Here is a 20,163-nt window from a genome sequence, read left to right as displayed (position 1 = left end):
TTGTGCTGGCGACAATAGCAAGAGTGAACCACCTGATCCCTTCCCGAACTCAGAAGTGAAACCTCTTTGCGCTGATGGTAGTGTGGGGTTACCCATGTGAGAGTAAGTCATCGCCAGCTCATTATTCCTAAACCACCCCCTTCTAACGAAGGGGGTGGTTTTTTATGTGCGGGGTTTTTAAGAACTTTTAATAAGCAATATTGAAACTACTAGAGCTTCTCAAACTTATTGAAGTGCTTAAATATATTTATATTTCAAAGCTGATCAAAACTTTCTTAGGAGGGTTGTTCTTATAGCAGTGATAGGAGATCTTGAATCTTGGGCTTGCTTTAAAATAATTGATAGGCCGATCTTATAAATCTTGGCAAATAAAAAAACCAGCAAAATGCTGGTTTTTTTATTGCAGTTCATTTTAACCAAATACGCGCATTACGGCTGCGATTAATACCCAAAGAATTGCAATGGCGATGATGGGTTCAACAATCTTTGCCCATTTTGGGGTTTCTACAAGAACGACGTCTTCAACATCTTGATGCTGATGATTCTGGCTTACCATTTGATTAAACTCCTTCATTGATGCCTCCAATGATAGCTCTTCTTGTACAATTGGTTTAGAGCCTTTGAGTTCTGTTAGGTTGTTTGTTGTCCAAACCCAATCATCTGCTTGACCGGATAAATGTTCAATCTGGCCGGTGAGTAGTTCTTGAATGCTGTTGATATTGTGATTGCCGGTATCATGTAACTGTTTTAATTCGGTGAGCTGTAAATGGAAAATTTCCGAGGTGCTTTGTTCTAGTTGGTTTCGATCCAGAGTGGACTGGTTTTCCGAATGGGTGGCCAGGTGGCGCACGACTTCCAGTATATATAATTCATCAGGATGATTAATTTCGTTATAAATTTTTTGTGGATTGTTGCGCCACTCGGTAATCAGTTTGCCTAAAGTTAAGGCATTAATTTCAGTTATATATTTTCGTCTTTCTTCTTTCGTATGGTCTTTTAGAAGCTCAGGCTTTTGAGTTTCTATCTGTTCAACAAAATATTGTACTAAATCAAAAGCCATTCACTTGCTCCATTATTTTTTAATCTAATAACCTTAAAGTTGGTTTTTTCTTTGGCTGTTCAGGTTTTTCTTCAGTGCTTGATTTTAAAGCATCTTCATCGGTTTGTGTATGTTCATATTCACTTGGATCAAAGAATAAACCTTGGCCGTTTTCACGTGCGTAAATACCGAGTACGGCTGCCATAGGGACATAGATATCACGAGAGACACCACCAAAGCGAGCAGAGAAGCTAATTGCATCATTGCTCATATGTAGCGCATGTACCGCATGAGGCACAATATTCAGCACAATCTGCCCATCTTTAATAAACTGCTCAGGAACCATGGTATTTGGACGTGTCGCATCGACCAGCAAGTAGGGCGTCATATTGTTATCGCAAACCCACTCATAGATTGCGCGTGCCATATAGGGACGAGTAGGGCTAAGGTTGAATTCTTGTTCGGACATGATGTTTCTCTACAGGTTCTTGATTTGTGCTGAATAACGGTTTTTTTCCTGCAATGTCATAGATTTTGCAAAGGCAGGACGACTGAAAATTCGCTGGCAATATAAATAAAATGGACGGCATTGCTGCTGCGGTAATTCTATGCCCATCTGTTTCAGGCGGATAAAAATTGGCGCCAACATGCAATCCAGAATACTGAATTGTTCAGACATAAAATAGGGAAAATGCTGGAATAGTGGCATCAATGAGGTCAGGATATCTTGTAACTGCTTCTGTGCCTGGTTTTTGGCTTTTTTATCTAGGGTGTCTGGATGACGTAACATGATATCGGCCAGTTGTAGCCAGTCATTTTCAAAGCGCCAGATGTATTGACGTTGCTCCGCGCGCGGCATCGGCGCATCGGCATACAGTTTATTCTGACGATAGCGATCATCTACATATTCAGAAATAATTGAAGTATTGAATAATTTGAGTTCATTTTCGATCAGCATCGGCAACTGATTATAAGGATTGAGACTGGCCAGATCCTCGTCATCTGTATCTACCAGAATCAGGTTGTATTTAATTTGCTTCTCGGCAAGCACATAGCGAATCCAATGGGAACGGAAGTCATCGGCATGACTATATAAGGTAATTCCTTGAAGAGGCGCGCTTTCGACTGACATAAATCCTGATGAAGTTCTAATGAATAGACTAGGATACTAAAATTCAACCTAAAAAGCACCAAGCATCAAAGATCAATCGGCTTGAGCCAAGGTAGATTATAAGAAAAATATCTGGAGAAAAACAGCATGCTTATTAAACTGCTCATCATCCTGCTATTTATTGTTATTGGTGTGGCAAATTATTATCTGAGTAAATCATTCTGGTGTCATGACGGGGGCTGGGGAAAAGATATACATGAACAATAACCGCAAAAATATCCTTCAATATTGAAAATGAATACTTATAAAAAAAGCCTTGGAATAATCCAAGGCTTTTTGTCCGGTTCGGTAAACGAATTAACGTTTAGAGAACTGAGGACGTTTACGAGCTTTACGTAAACCAAGTTTCTTACGTTCAACTTCACGAGCATCACGAGTAACGAAACCAGCTTGACGAAGAGCAGGTTTTAAAGTCTCGTCAGAAGCGATCAATGCACGAGTAATACCGTGACGGATTGCGCCTGCTTGACCACCGATACCACCACCAGCAACAGTGATGTAAAGGTCATATTTCTCAGTTGCTTCAAGCAGCTCAAGAGGTTGGTTAACCACCATACGAGCAGTTTCACGACCGAAATACTGTTCAAGAGTACGGTTGTTAATTACGAGTTTACCAGTACCAGCTGATAGGAAAACACGTGCAGTTGCGGTCTTACGGCGACCTGTACCATAATTAGTAGCCATGTGCTGTTATCCCTTAGATGTCCAAAACTTGTGGCTGTTGAGCAGCGTGTGGATGCTCAGTACCTGCATACACTTTCATTTTCTTGATCATTGCATAACCAAGAGGACCTTTAGGTAACATACCTTTAACAGCTTTTTCTAGAACTGCTTCTGGTTTGTGAGCGATTAACTTTTCAAAGTTAGTCTCACGGATACCACCAGGGAAACCAGTGTGGCGATAGTATTTCTTATCTTGTGACTTTTTACCAGTCACAGTGATTTCTTCAGCATTGATTACAACGATATAATCGCCAGTGTCAACGTGAGGAGTATAAGAAGTCTTGTGCTTACCGCGTAAACGACGAGCGATTTCAGTCGCAAGGCGACCTAAAGTTTTGCCAGAAGCATCAACAACGTACCAGTCGTGTTGAACCTCAGCTGGCTTAGCGCTGAGAGTTTTCATTAAACCACTACCTATTATAGTTGGTTTGGACTATGGAATCTGTCCAAACTAAAGGAGACGCGATTCTAAACGAATACGTGAAGAATCACAAATGAAAATTGAAATTTCAAGCGCTGTATTTTATCTAATCTCCTGAAATAAGGAAAGGCATAAACCTGAATATCTCGCAAAAACGATGACTATATTTGTAACCATCCTTTCAATCGTATCAAAATATTGATTTATAAGGACGCTTTGCAATGATCGCTGCAGCCTGGATATGATCGGGTTATAATATTTCTCAGCTTTGCCAAATTGAGAAGATGATGCTGCCTTTATATGTCACCAGCGGAGAACCTGCCGGAATTGGTCCTGATATTTGCCTGAGTCTGGCAGAACGTGTGGATGAACGTCCGATTATAGTATTGGCCGATCTGAATATGCTGAAAGCCCGTGCAGATCAATTGAAATTGTCTGTGGCGTTGATTGAATATACCGGACAGGACGCATCTTCAAAAAAAGGTCAGCTGTATGTTGAACATGTGCCACTCAATCGGCCTGTGGTATTAGGTGAATTGAACCCGAACAATGCCGCTTATGTATTAGAACAACTGCGACGATCTGCGGACTATGCCATGTCAGCTAAAAGTGTCGGCGTGGCAACTGCACCGGTGCAAAAGTCTGTGATGAATGAAGCTGGCATCCATTTCAGCGGTCATACCGAATATTATCAAGAATTTGCAGGCGTTGAGCGGGTGGTGATGATGCTGGCGACCAAGACTTTACGTGTGGCTTTGGCAACGACGCATCTTCCTTTACGTGCCGTTGCCGATGCGATTAGCAAAGAGCGTTTGCATCAAGTCATCGATATTCTGATTCACGATCTGAAATCCAAATTTAAGATTGAACATCCACATATTTTGGTCTGCGGTCTCAATCCGCATGCAGGCGAGGGTGGCTATTTGGGTATGGAAGAAATTGAAGTGATTAATCCGGTACTTGAAAGCTACCGTGCTCAAGGCATCAATATGAGTTTAAGCTTGCCCGCAGATACTTTATTTACCCCGGAAAACTTAAAAGATGCCGATGCGGTTCTGGCGATGTATCACGATCAGGGCTTACCTGTGTTAAAATCACAGGGCTTTGGTGAAGCCATTAATATTACCCTCGGCTTACCCTTTATTCGTACATCTGTAGATCATGGCACAGCACTCTCCCTTGCGGGTACGGGACTTGCGAAAAGTTCCAGCCTGCACGTTGCTGTCGATTTAGCCCTCGATCTGGCGCGCCACTGATTATTGTTCATCACTCACGTTGGAAATGTTTTTATGTATCAAATTAATGCCTTAAACCCAAAAGAAGAAGGGCATCAGGCTCGAAAACGATTTGGTCAAAACTTCTTACATGACCAACGTGTCATTGCCAAAATTGTACGCTCAGTCAACCCACGTCCAGGTCAGAACATTCTGGAAATTGGGCCGGGTCTGGCCGCATTGACCTCACCTTTGATTGGTGAATGTGATGCATTGACTGTGGTCGAACTTGACCGTGATTTGGCTGCGGGCCTGCCGGGTCGTGTACCACATCCAGAACGTTTAACCATTATTGAAGCCGATGCACTGCGCTTTGATTATTCAACATTATTTGAAGAAGGCCGTCCGCTGCGCGTGGTTGGTAACTTGCCCTATAATATTTCTACTCCCCTGCTTTTTCATCTTTTGGAATTTGGTGGCAAAGTGCAGGACATGCACTTCATGCTGCAAAAAGAAGTGGTTGATCGGATTACCGCATTACCAAATACTAAGGAATATGGCCGTTTGTCAGTCATGATCCAGTATTTCTGCAAACCGACTTTCCTGTTTGAAGTACCACCGGGATCTTTCAATCCGCCACCAAAAGTAACCTCGGCGGTATTTCGTTTAGAGCCTTATGCAGACAAGCCGATTGTGGCCAAAAATGAAAAAGCGCTGGCACGTCTGGTATCTCATGTCTTTACCCAGCGTCGTAAAACCTTGCGCAATAGCTTAAAAGGCATGCTGGTTGAAGATGGTTTTGAAAAAGCGGGTGTTGACCCGATGGCACGTCCAGAAACTCTGACCCTTGAACAGTTTGTTGCACTTTCAGATCAAATGGTGGCTTAAATAACGATGAACCGCACTGTTCGATATAATTATGTAATTGGCGATGTGCAAGGCTGTTTTGAGGCCTTGAAAGCTCTGCTCAAAGAAATCCGCTTCGATGCAGATCAGGACTTTATCTGGTTTGCTGGAGACTTGGTGGCACGAGGTGAAAACTCAATTGCTGCACTGCGGTTTATCAAGAAGCTGGCCGAACAGGGATCGGCTGCAACAGTCTTGGGTAATCATGATTTGACTTTATTGGCCTATGCCCGCGGCATCAAGCCGATTAAAGAAAAAGACAATGTTCGTGATGTGATTGATGCCATCGACAGCGATGACCTGATTGACTGGCTGCGTAAACAGCCGCTGTGTCTATTTCCAAATGAGCAGACTATTCTGACCCATGCAGGGATTCCGAATATCTGGAATGCAGAAAAAACTGCTCAATTGGCACAAGAAGTTGAAGCCATCATTTCTAATGATGACTTCGATGTGCTGGATGATTTTTTGAAAGAGATGTTTGGGAAAGAACCCGCACTGTGGTCAGACCAGCTAAAGGGCCATGAGCGTATTCGCTGTATCGTGAATTATTTGACCCGGATGCGTCTCACTGATGCAGAGGGGCGTCTGGAATACAGCTTTAAAGATGCGCTAGATGATCCAATGCCGGAAGGCTTTAAACCCTGGTTTGAATTTGAGTCATTAGCAGCGCAAAGCCATCAGATTCTGTTTGGTCACTGGGCTGCCTTAAATGGTAAAACTATTTCGGACCGAATTCAAAATGTCGATGGTGGCTGTGTCTGGGGCAATCAACTCATGGCATTCCGTCTGGAAGATCAGCAGATGTTCGCGGTTGATAATCCGGTGATCTAAGTAAATCCAATAAAAAAAGCCACGTGATCACGTGGCTTTTTTTAAACTATCTATTAGTCTGCACGTATCCAGGTCTGGTTACGTCCAAGCACTGAAACACCTACACTGGCGCGCAGGGTTAAACGTTTGCCAGTGTTGTTTAAACGCATTTTTGCGTCATAAATTTTACCTGCCAAAGGATCAATCACTTTACCTTTTTCATAGTTATTGGTGCCTTTAACATGTTTTAAGCCCTTGATAATTGTCATACCTAAAATGGGCTGATTGGTATAGGGAGCAGGGCAGGCATTACATTTTTCACGTGGTGTATAGCCCGGACGCGGGGTAACTTTCACAATTTTAGCAGAGTAAGTGTCGTTAGGCTCTTGGCTAATTACGATAATCGCTTTGGCAGCTCCCGTTTTATCATCAATTTGTTGCCAAGTTCCAGTAATATCTTCCGCCCAAAGGGTCATGCTAAACCCTGTGGTCAATGCGGCAAGTAATATTTTTTTTAACATAGAGAGTCATTCCAGAGAGTTTTTTGTCATCGCGCCCTCATGTTAGGAATTATGATTAAATAGTCAATAATTATCTGAATACTATAGAGTTAATGTACTAAAAAAAGCTGACAAGTTGGCAGCTTTTATTAATATTGAGAATTGGATACTAATCCTGACGAATCCAGGTCTGGCTGCGGCCTAAAGCAGAAACGCCGACATAACCACGCAAGGTTAAACGTTTACCATTGGCATTCAGACGTACTCTGGCATCGTAAATTTTACCCGCCAACGGGTCGATCACACGGCCTTTTTCATAGTTATTGGTGCCTTCCACATGTTTTAAGCCAGTCAGTACATCCATGCCCAGAATAGGTTGATTGGTATAGGGAGCAGGACATTTATTACAGGTTTTCTGTGGGGTATAGCCCGGACGTGGCGTAACTTTGATAATTTTTCCGGCAAACGTACCGTTATCATTTTGGCGAATTTCAATCACTGCTTTTGGTGAACCGGTTTTGTCATCAATTTGTTGCCAGGTGCCTGTTAAGTCCTGTGCATACGCAGTGCCAGTCATCATGGCAGCGATGAATATTAATCCTAATTTAGATTGTTTCATTATATTTATCCTTTTTTTTATAGATGAAATAAAATATCTCCAACACAAATGTGCTGCTTTATTAATCCTGGCGAATCCAGGTTTGTGTACGGCCGATGGCAGATATCCCAATGTATCCACGTAGAGTCAGTCGTTTCCCATTGGCAGAAATCCGCCCTTTTAAATCATAAATTTTGCCAGTTAAAGGGTCGAGTATTTGACCATGTCCATAGTTATTCTTGCTGGTTGGTTTCAGCCCTTTAATGATCTCTAGTCCTAAAATCGGTTTGTCTGTATATGGGGGTGGGCACTTTATACATTTTTCCCGTGGCGTATAGCCTGGTCGCGGTGTAACTTTGTGAATGTTCCCAGTATAAGAACCATCTGCCTGAGTTTTCATTTCAATCAGTGCTTTAGGTGAGCCGGTTTTATCGTCAATCTGTTGCCAGAAACCCGATAACTCCTGCGCAAATGCCATGGAGCAGGTGACTATAGAGGCTGTAAATACACCTAAAATTGCAATTTTCTGCATACGATATCCTTATGACAACGCATCAAATTCCATTTGATACATATTATGTAAATTCTACTTATTATACTTTCATAATCCATGAGAAAAGCATATGTTCAATATTCATACAACTTAATGTATGAAAATGCAAGCTTCTCTCTGCTAAATTTTAAACTCATCACATTTTATTCAATAGAGTATGAATTAATCCTGTTTAATCCAGGTCTGGCTGCGACCCAGGGCCGAAACGCCTACATAGCCGCGTAAAGTCAGACGTTTACCATTACTGCTTAATTTTGCCTTGGTGCTATACACATTCCCGGATAATGGATCGAGTAGTTTGCCTTGAGCAAAGTTATTATTGCCGGTGTGCTTCAGGCCTGTCAGTACATCCAGTCCAAGAATCGGTTTATTGGTATAAGGTGCAGGACAAGAGACACAATTTTCTTTTGGGGTATAGCCCGGGCGCGGCGTGATTTTGGTAATTTTGGCCGTATAAGTGCCTGTAGCTGTTTCGCGAATTTCCAGGAATGCTTTAGGTGAACCGGTTTTATCATCGATATTGCGCCATGTCCCTGACAGATCCGAAGCTAAGGCCAGATGGCTGAAAGAGGTTAAAAGTAAAGCCGAGAATAATTGAACCTTTTTCATATTTCTGTTCCTTGAATAAAATTGTTTTATGTTTGTATATTAGGAACGATTAAAGCACAAAACAAACAATTAAAATGATTCACTAGTCACATTTTTTGCAAATAAAGTATAAAAGTAGGCAGCCAGATGGCAGTAAACACCGCATTGACTGCCATACCGAAAGCGGCATAACGTCCTGCAACACTGCCACGCTGCCAGGCCTGAGCTGTACCAATCGCATGTGCTGCCAATCCTAAGGCCAGTCCGGAAGCACGTTCATCATTGATATGCCGCAGGATAAACGGTGAAAATGCTGCGCCAATCACTCCGGAAAGAATCACAATCAGAATCACCATACTGATTGGAGCATCCAGCAAGGTGGCGATATTAATCGCAATGGGTGTCGTCACCGCCCGAGTCGCGAAAGCCATAATATCTGCGGAAGACATATGCAGCAGATATGCAAGTCCCATTGGTAGGGCGACAGCACTGATACTGGCAAAAACCAAGATACCGATAATCGCTTTTAGTGGTAAGTCATCATAGCGCATTGCAGCCAGTGGAATGGCCAGGGCGACGGTCACATAGCCAAGTAAATGATTGAAGAGCGGATTCACTTGATCCATGTAATTTTGATAAGGAATCCCGAGCACAAATAAAATTGCAAGCACAAAGAACATGCTAAATACGATGACAGGAATTTGCGGGATGATCCGGTTACAGGGTTTGGCAATCAGATAGGCCATCAGCGTGACCGCAAAGCCATATAAAATAGATAACATGCGGTACTCCTATAACCAGCGCTTGGCCATTTTGGCGTAAATCCATAAAGGAATCAGGGTGCTGAAAAACATGATGAACAAAAATGCCGGAATTTTCTGGCCCATATGGACCAGCATCATCAGTGCACCTGCACTGACAGGCAGGAAAGCAAAGGCGCTTTCCTTCATCAGCTTGTTATTGGTGTCTACGAGACGAGCGGGAAGTTTACCGAAATAGCGCCAGGTAAAAAGGGCAATCAATAAGCTGAGTAACCCTACCAGATTGCCCAATTCAGGATGATCCAGCTGGGTCATGAGCCAGACGGATGCTTCCCGAAAGACAATAATAAGTAACAGGGTGCCGATCCATGCTGGCCAGTCTATTCGTTTTATCCAGTTCATTCGTATGATCAATTATTAAGTTTACTTATCAAGTTTTACTCGATCTTTGACCGGATTTCAAACGCTTCCAGTGGACGTTGAAACTGCTGTGCCTGTTTTCCCAAAATTTCATCTAAAGGTAAATGCGCCTGTTTAATCAGCTGCTCCAGTTTTTGTGCTGCAATCCGAATATGTAAATGCAGCTGACCTTCATCATCATAATGTTCTGACTGGATTACATTTAAACCATAAAGCTGGTTGCGCAGCTTGCCGTAGGCGGGTTTCAGAATCAGGTCAAAGGATTGCAATTGTCCCATCAGGGCTTCATGTACCGCTTTACGCAGCAGGTCGATCCCTTCGCCACTATGTGCTGAAACATAGACACGTTCTGGCTCACCCGGGCGTCGATAAATAATTTTGGCCTCATCGCCGCTACAGTCAATTTTATTGTAAACCTGCAGGATCGGAACATCGGCACCAATTTCTTTCAAGACTTTTTCAACCGCTTCAATCTGCTCCAGCATTTCTGGACTACTTGAATCGATGACATGCAGCAACAGGGTAGCTTCTACGGTTTCTTCCAGGGTCGCCTTAAAGGATTCAACCAGCGAGTGGGAAAGATTGCGAACAAAACCCACCGTATCTGCCAATACCAGATTACCGATGCCATCCCATTCCAGACGTCTTAAAGTCGGGTCCAAGGTGGCAAAAAGCTGATCGGCTGCATAGACATCACTCTTGGCCAGCAGGTTAAACAGGGTCGATTTGCCGGCATTGGTATAACCGACCAAAGACACAGTGGGGACAGCTGCTTTTTGACGGGCAATACGACCTTGCATTCGGGTCTGGCGGACTTTATCAATTTTGGCTTTCAGTTGTCCCATGCGAATACGCAGTAAACGACGGTCAGTTTCAAGCAGGGTTTCACCCGGGCCACGCAAGCCAATGCCGCCTTTTTGGCTGTCGAGATTGCCACGGCTGCGAATTAAGCGGGATGATAAATGTTGCAGTTGTGCCAGTTCGACTTGCAGCTTGCCTTCATAGGTACGGGCACGCTGGGCGAAAATATCTAAAATCAGTTCGGTACGATCGACCACACGGCACTTGATGACCTGTTCCAGATTACGGGCCTGGGCCGGTGTCAGGGCATGATCGACAATGACCAGATTGGCGTCCAGTTCTTTTACGCGTTCGGCGATTTCTTCTGCTTTGCCTGACCCGATAAAAAATTTGGCATCCGGTTTGACGCGTTGAGCATGAATATGTTCCAGAATTTCGGCATCTGCAGATTGCGCCAGCAGATTAAACTCTTCAGCATCAAGGTCATCCAGCATTTGTACGCTGACACTCACCAGAATGACGCGTTCTTTCCCCCGATGTTGTTCTAAATATTCCACTCAGGCCAATCTCCACTTGAAAGCTTTAGTGTAGTTGAAAAAGAGCGAGGCAGATACTGAATTAGCGCGGCTTTGGTTTAAAGTGCGGTGACAAACAGTTGTGCAAGTGTTACCAGTACAGCGGCATAGATACAGGTACCACCCAAAATATATTTGAGCACTTGTAAAGGCTGAAGCTTTTCATTCGCAGGCTGGGTTTGATCTGGCATGGCAGCGATCCTTTTTAATCTAATATTCCGATGTTTTTATTCTAAATGATTTATTAATCCAATTAAAATTGAAGATATAGATCTTATTGGTCGGTTTTTATTATCAATGCATGTTGCGAATGAACAGTATAGAATGAGTTTAATTCGTGGATATTCCCTGTATCTAGCTTAGGATTTAGTGACGTTTTTATGAACCCAACTGTACAAGATCAAACATCTCACCGACATGGCTTGGCAAAATTCTGGCTTTATACGCGAAAAGTAACAGCTTCACTGGCTGTTATCAGTGAAGGGTTCTATTTGGTTTTCCGTCACGGTTTATACAAAAATCCGAACAATCCAACGAATACCCGTTATGTGCAACATTTTTGTCGACAGTTGTGCAAAGTATTCAATATAGAAGTCCAGGTGCACGGCGAAATTCCGCGCGAACCCGCTTTATGGGTGAGTAACCATGTGTCCTGGCTCGATATTGCAGTTTTAGGTTCAGGGGCACGCGTATTTTTTCTGGCCAAAGCAGAAATTGAAAACTGGCCAATTCTGGGTAAATTGGCCAAAGGTGGCGGCACTTTATTTATCAAACGTGGTTCTGGTGATTCGGTGCGTATCCGCGAACAGATTACCGGATTTTTAAAACAGAATATTCCCGTATTATTTTTTCCTGAAGCCACCACTTCAGATGGGCGAGCCATTAAAAAAGTACACGGCCGGATTTTGGGTGCTGCGATTGAGGCACAGCGTCCTGTGCAAATTTGCCTGATTTGTTATGTGAATCAGCAGGGCGACCTCGATGTGGTTGCGCCGTTTATCAATGACATCAGTTTTGCAGCCCATGTCAAAAAAGTACTGGAAATGCCACAAGTGATTGCACATTTAGTGGCTTTACCTGCAATCGCGACTGAGGGGCACACTGTTGAAAGCCTGACCCGTGTGGTACAGCAAACCATGCAGGCTGGCTTGGTGGAGTTGCAATCGCGTGTACTAGAAAAGACTTAATAAAAAACAACTGGATGAGAAATTTAGGCATTTGATATCTATTCTTGGGAATAGACGTGTATAGCCTCATCTTTGCTTTAAACATTTAAATGGCTTTGTGTTGGCAAAACTCTACTTTTGACAGACCCAAAGTAGGCAAAAGTCTTTATTAGCCATACACGACGTCCTGTCGTGATAGATAATATGTGACATCCTTGCCACACTCATATCTCTGAAACTTGGGCAAATCCATGAGAAGAAGGCAGCGTTAAAGAAGAGGCTATTTTAAATAGTTCAACTCAAGCTGTTTGTCACTTACATAAACCCTTCGATCGGCAACCAGGACACCAGTTTGAGCCCAGCTTTTTGGTACCATCTTATTCCGGGTTCTTTGGTGAAGGTTTTAACCTCTCCATTGGCTTTCTTGATTTTCCAGTTAATATTCTGGTTGGCATCCAGCACCAGTTTATAGGCATATTTACTTAAGTTCTGATCCATGGTTTGGTGCACTGCCTGTGCTAAAGAGGGGCTATTCAGTAATACACCAATTTCAGTGTTGAGATAGGCAGAACGTGGATCAAAGTTAAAAGAACCAATAAACACCTGTTTTTGATCGATTGCCATCAGCTTGGCATGCAGGCTGGAGCGGCTTAAACCTTTCAGGCTGACTTTGGCTTTTTTGGAAATTTCCGCTGTATTGGCATTGAGATGATCGGCATCTGGCGCTGCAAGGAACTCATATAGCTGCACATCATTTTCCAATAAATCCTGACGATATTTGGCATAAAAGGCATGTACCACGGCAACATCATTGGCTTTAAACGAATTGGTCAAGACACGGACCTCGATATTTTCATCCGCCAGTTTCTTTAAACGATCTGCGCCAATTTTTTCCGGAACAAAATAGGCAGAGACAATATCAACACTTTGTTCAGGTTTTTCCAGATGTTGTAATAACTGGAAGTTGAGATGTTCTTCGGCTTTGGCCTTGGCCTTGATTTTGCTTGGAGGATCTTTGACCACTTCGGCTTCGACCCAATCCAGTTGAATGTTTTGTTCCAGCCATTGGTCAAAGGCTCTGGAACGATTGGCCAGATCCAGATAATTCTGTGTGGCCTGATCCTGACTGTGCTTTTCCAGTTGTTGCTTCAGGCTTGGAAAGCGTAAGCCATGATGGCGCGGATTGACAATTTGCTGCACCGGATAGGCATAATCATCATTCCAGTATTCATCGAAGGAATGAATGATTTCATCTGAGGCTGCACCGACCAGCATCACATCGACATCGGAAAACTGATAAATTTCACTGACATTATAATACTGGTTACTCATATTGCGTCCACCAATCAGGGCAATCTGGTTGTCGGCAATAAAACTTTTATTATGCATGCGGCGATTAATACGCTTTAAATCCAGCACCATGTCCATGGCACGATATTTTCGAAAACGGTAGGGATTATACAGTTTGACATCGATATTCTGATGCTGGTTTAAGGCCAGATAAATGCCTTCCATTTTCTTGGCATTATTGTCATCCATTAACAGACGCACTTTTACGCCACGATCTGCCGCCTGAATAATCGCATGCAGGGCAAGGGTGCCAATCCGGTCGTTGTCCCAAATATAATATTGTAGATCCAGACTACGCTCGGCCTTCTTAATCAGCTGGATACGCGCACCCAGTGCTTCGAGTGGGTCATAGAGCACACGATAGCCGGTCAGGCCGATGTTCTGTTCACGTAAAGGTTCAACAATTTGCGCCAAACTGGTTTGTGAGGTATCTGTTTCAAATGCCATCTGGCTAGGCTGCTCAGTTTGCTTGGGCAAAGTACTGCATGCAGGAAGACCCAAGATCATGCTACAGCTCAGTAAAATCCCAGCTTTATAGCGGTAAATTGATGAAAAGCTGGGAGATTTTGAATGAGCTTGAACGTGGGGAGCAGTGGCCATATAAGTCGAAGAATGAAAAATTAGAATTGAGTATAATTGCCAGCTATGAAAAGATAAATATAAAGCCAGTAATCAGCTTCTCGACTCGACAAGGCAAATCTATGTGGGATACCAGTTCCGTACTTTTTTATTTTTATTTAGGCATGGCCATTCTGGCCATCTGGGCTGTGTACCAGGCATGGTCGAGTCAATCTCGTACCGAGACCATTCATCCATTTAAAGCATTTTGTCATTTGTTGGCTTTTTACCTGTCCTATTTACTGGTTCCACTGGTGTTCTTCAGTATTTATGCCGGATGGAGCGGTTATTATTCCTTGCATGAAGCTGTTTTTGTATTTTTCATCAGCGCCGTCTTGAGTTATGCACGCTTTATCGAGCCGCATTTAATTCAAGTGAAAACGACACAATATCAGATCAATGCGGATAAACGCTTAAAGCAACCCGTCCGGATTGCCCTGATTGCAGATTTACATATCGGTCTGTTTTCTGGTCATGAACGGCAGTTGCGACAAATTGTGCATAAGTTAAATCATGTTCAACCCGATTTGGTGGTGGTGGCCGGAGACTGGACTTATGAGCCGGAAAATAAACTGGCACAAGAACTGGCAGTTTTAAAAGAAATTCATGCCCCAGTCTATTCCGTCAATGGCAATCATGACGAGCAATATCCGGGACCACCGATTCAGGAACTGCTGCGTTATGCACTGCAAGTCAATCAGGTCATGGATATTGAAGGGCAAATTGTCGAATTTGATGAATTTCGGCTCTTGGGTGTGGGCGATCTCTGGGCGGGTAAAGCCGATATGCGCAGTCTGCCAGATTTACCTCAGGACAAGCCTTGGGTCATTTTGTCGCATAATCCCGATACGGTGGATATGATTCCCAAATTGCCGACACGTCCTCTCATGCTGGCTGGACATACCCACGGCGGACAGGTGGAATTGCCTTGGCTGACCGATTATGTCATGAAAAAAGTGTCAATTTTGGGGCATAAGAAGGGCATGTACCGTCATGAACATGCAGATGTGTTTGTCACGGTCGGCACCGGTTTGGTCGGCGTACCTTTTCGTTTTCGAGTGCCGCCCACTATCGATATTATTGAACTGATCTAAATGGAGATATTGTCCTGTTCAGCTTTAACTAATGATCCAGATCAGGATCAATAACAGCACTGCAATGGCTGCCAGAATCCAGATTTTATTTTCAATTTTTCGGGTTGGGACGTCTTCGCGTAATTGTCGTGCAGTGATTTCAGCTTCTGTGGGGGTATTTAGGCTCGGATGGGTCGGAATTTCAAGGGGAGGCGTTACCAGGTCAATCTCACCCGCATCATCACTAAAGCGCGGTCCTGTGCTTTCAGTTTTCATGACCACATCGTGCTCACGGACAATCTCTTCAATCACTTGCAGCGCCTGGATTTCATCCAAAGTCGTGTGCTCGGTGATATAGCGAACGGCCTCTATTTTTTTATCATCTTCCAGCAAAATAATAATATTGACCAACTGTTCCTGGGTTAGGGATTCAATAAGTTCCTGCATTGCCTTGCCTCATTGTCTGGTTGAGTCCATTTGATTGTTGAGCAAATTTAACGAGATAAGTAGCAGAGTTTCGTTGTGAAATCATAAAAAAGCCAGCATCGAATGCTGGCTTTTAAATCAAACTAAGACTTTAAATTTGATTATTTACATCATCATTCTTGGTTTCACGAATCAACAGAAATGCAATCAGTGACAGGATTGATGCTGCGGTCAGGTAATAACCGACTGCAGACAGACCATAAGTTGTTGCCAGTTTGGTGGCAATCAGCGGAGCAAAGGATGCACCAAAGATGCCTGCCAGGTTAAAGGTCAATGCAGAACCGGTATAACGTACTGAAGTCGGGAATATTTCAGACAATACAGTACCGATTGGCCCATAGGTTAAGCCCATGATCGCCAGACCAATACACAAGAACAGGAATACCACCAGCGTGCTGCCAGATTCCAGCATATCTGCAAAGAAAATCCCGAAGATGGCAGAGATAACACAGACTGCAATCGAGGTGGTTTTACGGCCAAATTTCTCGGCCAATACTGCAGAAAGTGGGATAAAGGCAGCAAAACATAGGGTTGCAACCAACTGCAATTGCAGGAATTCTTCACGAGAATAACCTAGCTGTTTAGTACCCCATTGCAATGCAAATACTGTGGTGAGGTAGAACACCACGAAGGTACAGATTGCAGCGATGGTGCCGAGTACCAGCATGCGAGAATGTTTTTTGAAGACTTGAACAAATGGAATGTTCACTTCTTTTTGTTTATCTAGCACCTTTTGGAATGCCGGGGTTTCATGCAGTTTTAAACGAATCCATAAACCGACAATCACCAGCAAGGCACTTGAGATAAATGGAATACGCCAGCCCCAAGCCATAAAGTCAGCCTCAGACATGAAAGCGCCCAACGTCAGGAAAGAACCTGTTGCCAGAATAAAGCCGATTGGAGCACCCAGTTGCGGGAACATGCCATACCAGGCACGTTTACCTTCAGGTGCATTCTCGGTGGCAAGAAGTACTGCACCTGACCATTCACCACCCAGCCCCAAGCCCTGACCTAAACGACAGAGTGCAAGCAAGAGTGGTGCAGCAATCCCGATTTGCGCATAAGTGGGCAAGAGGCCAATCGCAACGGTGGAAATACCCATGGTCAGCAAGGCAGCGACCAATGTGGCTTTTCGCCCGATCCGGTCACCCAAATGACCAAAGAGTGCCGCACCAATCGGGCGGGCAATAAAAGCAATGGCGAAAGTGGCCAGCGACTGAATGGTGGCAGTCATCGGATCTGTACTTGCAGGGAAGAACAGATATGGAAAAATAATGACAGCAGCAGTGGCATAGATATAAAAATCGAAGAACTCGATTGTAGTACCGACCAAGCTCGCGGTTAAAACGCGAAATTTTGAATTTTGTGCTGGCTGAGCAGCAGAATTAGACGACGCCATGAAGAACCTTACACTTACTAAAAATAAAAAAGCTTAGTTTTAAAAGCGTAATCTTTTTAAAAAAGGCGTAATTTTTTAAAAAAACAACTGCAATCTTCTCGCTTTAACTCGCTCAGGGTCACTGAAATGAAAAAGAAGATGATTAAATCACGTAAAGATAGATAGACAGAAAATGTGATCCTGCGCCTATCAATACAAATATGTGCCAGATAGCGTGGGTATATCTTACTCTTTTTAAAGCGTAAAACAATGCACCTACGGTATAAGCCAATCCGCCAATGATCAGAAAGGTCAAAGATTGAGCACTGAGATATTGTTGCATATCATCCATCACCAGCAGCGCCAGCCAGCCCATGGCCAGATAAGCCGCCAAAGAAATTTTCTGGAAACGATGAATGAAAACGAACTTGAACAGTGTACCAATGAGGGCGATCACCCAGAGTGCAATCAATAAATACTGGGCTTTGGCTGTTGGAATGGCAATTGACAGGAAAGGCGTATAGGTTCCGGCGATTAAATAATAAATTGCAGTATGATCAACTTTTTTATAAAAATAACGACGGTCTGCTGCGGTGGCCATGTGATAGAGCATGGACGCAGAGAACAGCAAGATCATGCTCAGCGCATAGACCCAAAGTCCAATCCATTGTCCAGTACTGAGATAAGACCCTTTAATAATCAAAAGAATACCAGCAATTACCGATAGTCCAGCACCCACAGCATGACTGATATAATTAATTCGTTCCTCAGTGTGATCATAATCTGGAACCAGCGGCGCATTCTGCATGATTGTCATTCTTCTTTAAAATATACATTTGTATAGTAATTCAATTTTGCTTTTAGGTTAAGAAGATTTAAACTTGAGGGGCAATTCATTTCAGGTTTTATCTATGTCAACGTTGGCAACTCTCTCAGACCAAGAACAGCAGTTTTTAGATGTATTTCAGCAAGCTGTTGAAAGTGATCAATTTGATCGTCTGATCTTAAGCCAGTATAAAGGTGAACTGCAGGATTTAGAGAAAATGACCTTGCGAGTCATTTCATTAAATGGGCAAAAAGTACTGAGCTGTTTGTATCGCCATAAAACTCAGGATGTCACCAAAAACTATCCTTTAGCGGATGCACTGGCACAGGTGACAGTATTATTAGCATGTTGCAAGCAAGCCAATTTAATGACGCTAGATGAAGAATTACAGCTGAAAAAAAACAAGAAAAAAGCCATGTTGACCCGTACTAAAAACAAAAACTCGACGCTTCAGGTCAAGTCCGCTGAACAGGGTCATGACCGGATTAAACAACGTTATGTTGATCAGGACAGCATCTTTTTACAGCATCTCGGCATTAGCGATCATAACGCGCAGATCATTCCGAGCATGGCGCGTAAATGGAAACAGATTAATAAATTTGTCGAGATTTTTTCGGGTGCATTGGCGCAGCTCAAGCCACAAGTCGAAGGTCTGCGTGTGGTGGATTTTGGCTCCAGTAAAGGCTATCTGACCTGTGCTTTATATGACTATATGCAAAAACATGGTGAGACGCCGTGGGTTACAGGGGTGGAACTGAATCCGAAAATGGTCGAGTTCTGCCAAAAGGTCGCGCAACAATCTGACTTTGATCAGCTCGACTTTTTTCAGGGCGATGTGCGTACTTATGCACCGAAACGCCTGGATGTAATGATCGCTTTGCATGCCTGTGATGTGGCAACGGATTTTGCGATTCACAGCGGTATTCGCCTGAATGCACAGATGATCATGTGTGCGCCATGTTGCCATAAGGAATTGCGCCCACAGTTACAGGCGCCAAAAGTGCTGAGTCCGATGCTGCAATTTGGTATTCATGCCGGTCAACAGGCAGAAATGCTGACCGATACCATTCGTGCGTTATTGCTGAAAGCCTATGGTTATGAAACCAAAGTTTTTGAGTTTGTGGCACTGGAACATACCAGTAAAAATAAAATGATTCTGGCGACGAAACGCAAAGATTACCAACAACCCGATCAGGAGGTCTTGAAACAGATTCAGGACTTGAAAGAAATGTACGCTATCCAAAAACATTCACTGGAATTGTTATTGAATAATCAGTGGGATCAGCAGGGGATTGGTTCTAAATGCTAAAGGATTCAGAGTTTAAAATTGTTTCGGGTGGTTGGGAGGATTTAGCGAAGCATGCCAAACCCATTCGCGAAGCCGTGTTTATTCAAGAGCAGAATATTGCCGCTGAAGAGGAATGGGATGAGCAAGATGCCATTTCCATCCATTTTGTGGTCTATGAAAAGGGTCATGTGATAGCCACTGCAAGATTGCTGGCGAATAACAGTGTAGGTCGTGTTGCAGTGTTAAAGTCACATCGTGGCTTGAAAATCGGGCAGCAATTGATGCAGGCGATTATCGATTATGCCAAAGCAGATCATCGAAAAGATTTAAAACTGTCTTCGCAAGTACATGCCATCGGTTTTTATCAGGCATTGGGTTTTAAGGTTCAGGGCGAAGACTATCTGGATTGCGGCATCCCGCATATTGATATGTATTTAAAGCTTTAATTTTTTAGTTATTGAGATACAAAAAAGCGAGGCATTGACCTCGCTTTTTTACGCCCTTACTGAATCAAGATCAGTGGCCATGCGCTGAGCTATGCTCGGCACTCTCCATGTTGGCATGTTCTTCAGTTGACATATTATGTTCATTCGCTGTTGTATCGGAATGAGCCGTATTGGCAGTCGCACGTGCCTCACGATCTGCTTGAGCCTTCGCAATTGCTTCAGGAGACATGGTCGGTGCATTTTTAAAAGCATGCTGCTGGGTCGTCTGTTTATTTTGCTGGCTTGGCATGTAATCCGGTTCATTCGTCACCGCAAGCCAAAAAATAAACATGAATAATCCACCTAAAATACAGAAGATAATAAGTGCTTTCCAACCCCAAGGGGATTTTTCAGGTGAACTGTGATCAGTCATAGGTCTTACCCACGTGGATATCAAACTTATGTAACTT

25 protein-coding genes and 1 rRNA gene are annotated in these 20,163 nt (G+C 43.4%); 8 read left to right on the top strand and 18 right to left on the bottom strand.

From position 1 onward, the window contains the following. The first annotated feature begins 4 nt into the window (after window positions 1–4). Window positions 5–119: ribosomal RNA gene (rrf, locus tag FTU90_RS11610) — 5S ribosomal RNA — on the top strand. A 293-nt stretch (window positions 120–412) separates the two neighbouring features. Here the strand turns inward: rrf and FTU90_RS11605 are convergent. From FTU90_RS11605 to rplM, 5 genes are all read right to left on the bottom strand, one after another. Continuing rightward, the gene (locus tag FTU90_RS11605; protein WP_180072703.1) at window positions 413–1,060 is read right to left on the bottom strand and encodes a hypothetical protein; all 648 of its coding nucleotides are present in this window, start codon (window positions 1,058–1,060) and stop codon (window positions 413–415) included. Window positions 1,061–1,079: 19 nt separating this feature from the next. Further along, complete coding sequence (locus tag FTU90_RS11600; RefSeq protein WP_005098047.1) at window positions 1,080–1,508, bottom strand: ClpXP protease specificity-enhancing factor; 429 nt, start codon at window positions 1,506–1,508, stop codon at window positions 1,080–1,082. Between the two features lie 9 nt (window positions 1,509–1,517). Further along, window positions 1,518–2,171, bottom strand: a complete 654-nt coding sequence (locus tag FTU90_RS11595) for a glutathione S-transferase N-terminal domain-containing protein (protein WP_005169445.1) — start codon at window positions 2,169–2,171, stop codon at window positions 1,518–1,520. A 336-nt stretch (window positions 2,172–2,507) separates the two neighbouring features. After that, on the bottom strand, window positions 2,508–2,894 hold the full coding sequence (rpsI, locus tag FTU90_RS11590; protein WP_005007735.1) for a 30S ribosomal protein S9: 387 nt from the start codon (window positions 2,892–2,894) through the stop codon (window positions 2,508–2,510). A gap of 13 nt (window positions 2,895–2,907) precedes the next feature. After that, entirely contained in the window at window positions 2,908–3,336 is a 429-nt protein-coding gene (gene rplM, locus FTU90_RS11585) for a 50S ribosomal protein L13 (protein WP_004281682.1), read from the bottom strand. Window positions 3,337–3,641: 305 nt separating this feature from the next. On the opposite strand from rplM, the gene pdxA reads away from it, so the two are divergent. From pdxA to FTU90_RS11570, 3 genes are read left to right on the top strand one after another with little or no spacing between them, the layout of a single operon-like run. Further along, on the top strand, window positions 3,642–4,610 hold the full coding sequence (gene pdxA / locus FTU90_RS11580; RefSeq protein WP_074383506.1) for a 4-hydroxythreonine-4-phosphate dehydrogenase PdxA: 969 nt from the start codon (window positions 3,642–3,644) through the stop codon (window positions 4,608–4,610). A gap of 33 nt (window positions 4,611–4,643) precedes the next feature. Further along, window positions 4,644–5,456 carry a 16S rRNA (adenine(1518)-N(6)/adenine(1519)-N(6))-dimethyltransferase RsmA gene (rsmA, locus tag FTU90_RS11575; RefSeq protein ID WP_005169455.1) on the top strand — a complete coding sequence of 271 codons (813 nt, stop codon included), beginning with the start codon at window positions 4,644–4,646 and terminating at the stop codon, window positions 5,454–5,456. A 6-nt stretch (window positions 5,457–5,462) separates the two neighbouring features. Beyond that, window positions 5,463–6,308 (top strand): symmetrical bis(5'-nucleosyl)-tetraphosphatase, encoded by an 846-nt coding sequence (locus FTU90_RS11570; RefSeq protein ID WP_005169457.1) that lies wholly within the window; start codon window positions 5,463–5,465, stop codon window positions 6,306–6,308. Between the two features lie 53 nt (window positions 6,309–6,361). Here FTU90_RS11570 and FTU90_RS11565 read toward each other — a convergent pair whose 3' ends face one another. The 8 genes from FTU90_RS11565 to FTU90_RS16145 form a co-directional block, all read right to left on the bottom strand. Continuing rightward, window positions 6,362–6,808 carry a DUF2147 domain-containing protein gene (locus tag FTU90_RS11565; RefSeq protein WP_005098035.1) on the bottom strand — a complete coding sequence of 149 codons (447 nt, stop codon included), beginning with the start codon at window positions 6,806–6,808 and terminating at the stop codon, window positions 6,362–6,364. Between the two features lie 148 nt (window positions 6,809–6,956). Continuing rightward, a complete protein-coding gene (locus FTU90_RS11560) occupies window positions 6,957–7,406 on the bottom strand; it encodes a DUF2147 domain-containing protein (protein WP_005098033.1) in 450 nt (149 codons plus the stop codon). A 61-nt stretch (window positions 7,407–7,467) separates the two neighbouring features. Then, on the bottom strand, window positions 7,468–7,917 hold the full coding sequence (locus FTU90_RS11555) for a DUF2147 domain-containing protein (RefSeq protein ID WP_005098031.1): 450 nt from the start codon (window positions 7,915–7,917) through the stop codon (window positions 7,468–7,470). Between the two features lie 183 nt (window positions 7,918–8,100). Next, window positions 8,101–8,547, bottom strand: a complete 447-nt coding sequence (locus FTU90_RS11550; protein WP_005098029.1) for a DUF2147 domain-containing protein — start codon at window positions 8,545–8,547, stop codon at window positions 8,101–8,103. An 86-nt stretch (window positions 8,548–8,633) separates the two neighbouring features. Continuing rightward, a complete protein-coding gene (locus FTU90_RS11545; protein ID WP_005098028.1) occupies window positions 8,634–9,308 on the bottom strand; it encodes an LrgB family protein in 675 nt (224 codons plus the stop codon). A 9-nt stretch (window positions 9,309–9,317) separates the two neighbouring features. Then, window positions 9,318–9,689, bottom strand: coding sequence for a hypothetical protein (locus tag FTU90_RS11540; protein ID WP_005098027.1), 372 nt, complete (start codon window positions 9,687–9,689; stop codon window positions 9,318–9,320). A gap of 35 nt (window positions 9,690–9,724) precedes the next feature. After that, window positions 9,725–11,065: a ribosome rescue GTPase HflX gene (hflX, locus tag FTU90_RS11535; RefSeq protein ID WP_005098022.1), complete on the bottom strand. Its 1,341-nt coding sequence runs from the start codon at window positions 11,063–11,065 to the stop codon at window positions 9,725–9,727. Window positions 11,066–11,142: 77 nt separating this feature from the next. Continuing rightward, window positions 11,143–11,274, bottom strand: a complete 132-nt coding sequence (locus FTU90_RS16145; RefSeq protein WP_005098021.1) for a hypothetical protein — start codon at window positions 11,272–11,274, stop codon at window positions 11,143–11,145. 189 nt (window positions 11,275–11,463) lie between these two features. On the opposite strand from FTU90_RS16145, the gene FTU90_RS11530 reads away from it, so the two are divergent. Then, complete coding sequence (locus tag FTU90_RS11530; protein WP_005098020.1) at window positions 11,464–12,270, top strand: 1-acyl-sn-glycerol-3-phosphate acyltransferase; 807 nt, start codon at window positions 11,464–11,466, stop codon at window positions 12,268–12,270. 294 nt (window positions 12,271–12,564) lie between these two features. On the opposite strand, the gene FTU90_RS11525 is transcribed toward FTU90_RS11530, so the two are convergent. Then, window positions 12,565–14,199, bottom strand: coding sequence for a phospholipase D family protein (locus tag FTU90_RS11525; protein ID WP_100535391.1), 1,635 nt, complete (start codon window positions 14,197–14,199; stop codon window positions 12,565–12,567). Between the two features lie 101 nt (window positions 14,200–14,300). Here FTU90_RS11525 and FTU90_RS11520 point away from each other — a divergent pair, with 101 nt between their 5' ends. Next, a complete protein-coding gene (locus tag FTU90_RS11520) occupies window positions 14,301–15,311 on the top strand; it encodes a metallophosphoesterase (protein WP_159138925.1) in 1,011 nt (336 codons plus the stop codon). A 24-nt stretch (window positions 15,312–15,335) separates the two neighbouring features. On the opposite strand, the gene FTU90_RS11515 is transcribed toward FTU90_RS11520, so the two are convergent. From FTU90_RS11515 to FTU90_RS11505, 3 genes are all read right to left on the bottom strand, one after another. Beyond that, window positions 15,336–15,737: a hypothetical protein gene (locus tag FTU90_RS11515; RefSeq protein WP_100357973.1), complete on the bottom strand. Its 402-nt coding sequence runs from the start codon at window positions 15,735–15,737 to the stop codon at window positions 15,336–15,338. A gap of 130 nt (window positions 15,738–15,867) precedes the next feature. Beyond that, window positions 15,868–17,175, bottom strand: coding sequence for an MFS transporter (locus tag FTU90_RS11510; RefSeq protein ID WP_074383499.1), 1,308 nt, complete (start codon window positions 17,173–17,175; stop codon window positions 15,868–15,870). A 142-nt stretch (window positions 17,176–17,317) separates the two neighbouring features. Beyond that, the gene (locus FTU90_RS11505; protein WP_005169481.1) at window positions 17,318–17,962 is read right to left on the bottom strand and encodes a hemolysin III family protein; all 645 of its coding nucleotides are present in this window, start codon (window positions 17,960–17,962) and stop codon (window positions 17,318–17,320) included. 103 nt (window positions 17,963–18,065) lie between these two features. Between FTU90_RS11505 and FTU90_RS11500 the strand changes: the two genes are divergently transcribed. Next, window positions 18,066–19,289, top strand: a complete 1,224-nt coding sequence (locus tag FTU90_RS11500; protein WP_180072701.1) for an SAM-dependent methyltransferase — start codon at window positions 18,066–18,068, stop codon at window positions 19,287–19,289. Beyond that, the gene (locus FTU90_RS11495) at window positions 19,283–19,714 is read left to right on the top strand and encodes a GNAT family N-acetyltransferase (RefSeq protein ID WP_180072699.1); all 432 of its coding nucleotides are present in this window, start codon (window positions 19,283–19,285) and stop codon (window positions 19,712–19,714) included. The genes FTU90_RS11500 and FTU90_RS11495 overlap by 7 nt, the downstream gene beginning before the upstream one ends. 70 nt (window positions 19,715–19,784) lie before the next feature. On the opposite strand, the gene FTU90_RS11490 is transcribed toward FTU90_RS11495, so the two are convergent. After that, window positions 19,785–20,126 (bottom strand): hypothetical protein, encoded by a 342-nt coding sequence (locus tag FTU90_RS11490; RefSeq protein WP_034608399.1) that lies wholly within the window; start codon window positions 20,124–20,126, stop codon window positions 19,785–19,787. Between the last annotated feature and the right edge of the window lie 37 nt (window positions 20,127–20,163).

The sequence above is a fragment of the Acinetobacter sp. YH12200 genome (assembly GCF_013418175.1).
GTDB lineage: Bacteria > Pseudomonadota > Gammaproteobacteria > Pseudomonadales > Moraxellaceae > Acinetobacter > Acinetobacter pseudolwoffii.
Note: the sequence above shows the minus strand (reverse complement) of the source record. Positions and strands in the feature narration are given on the sequence as shown.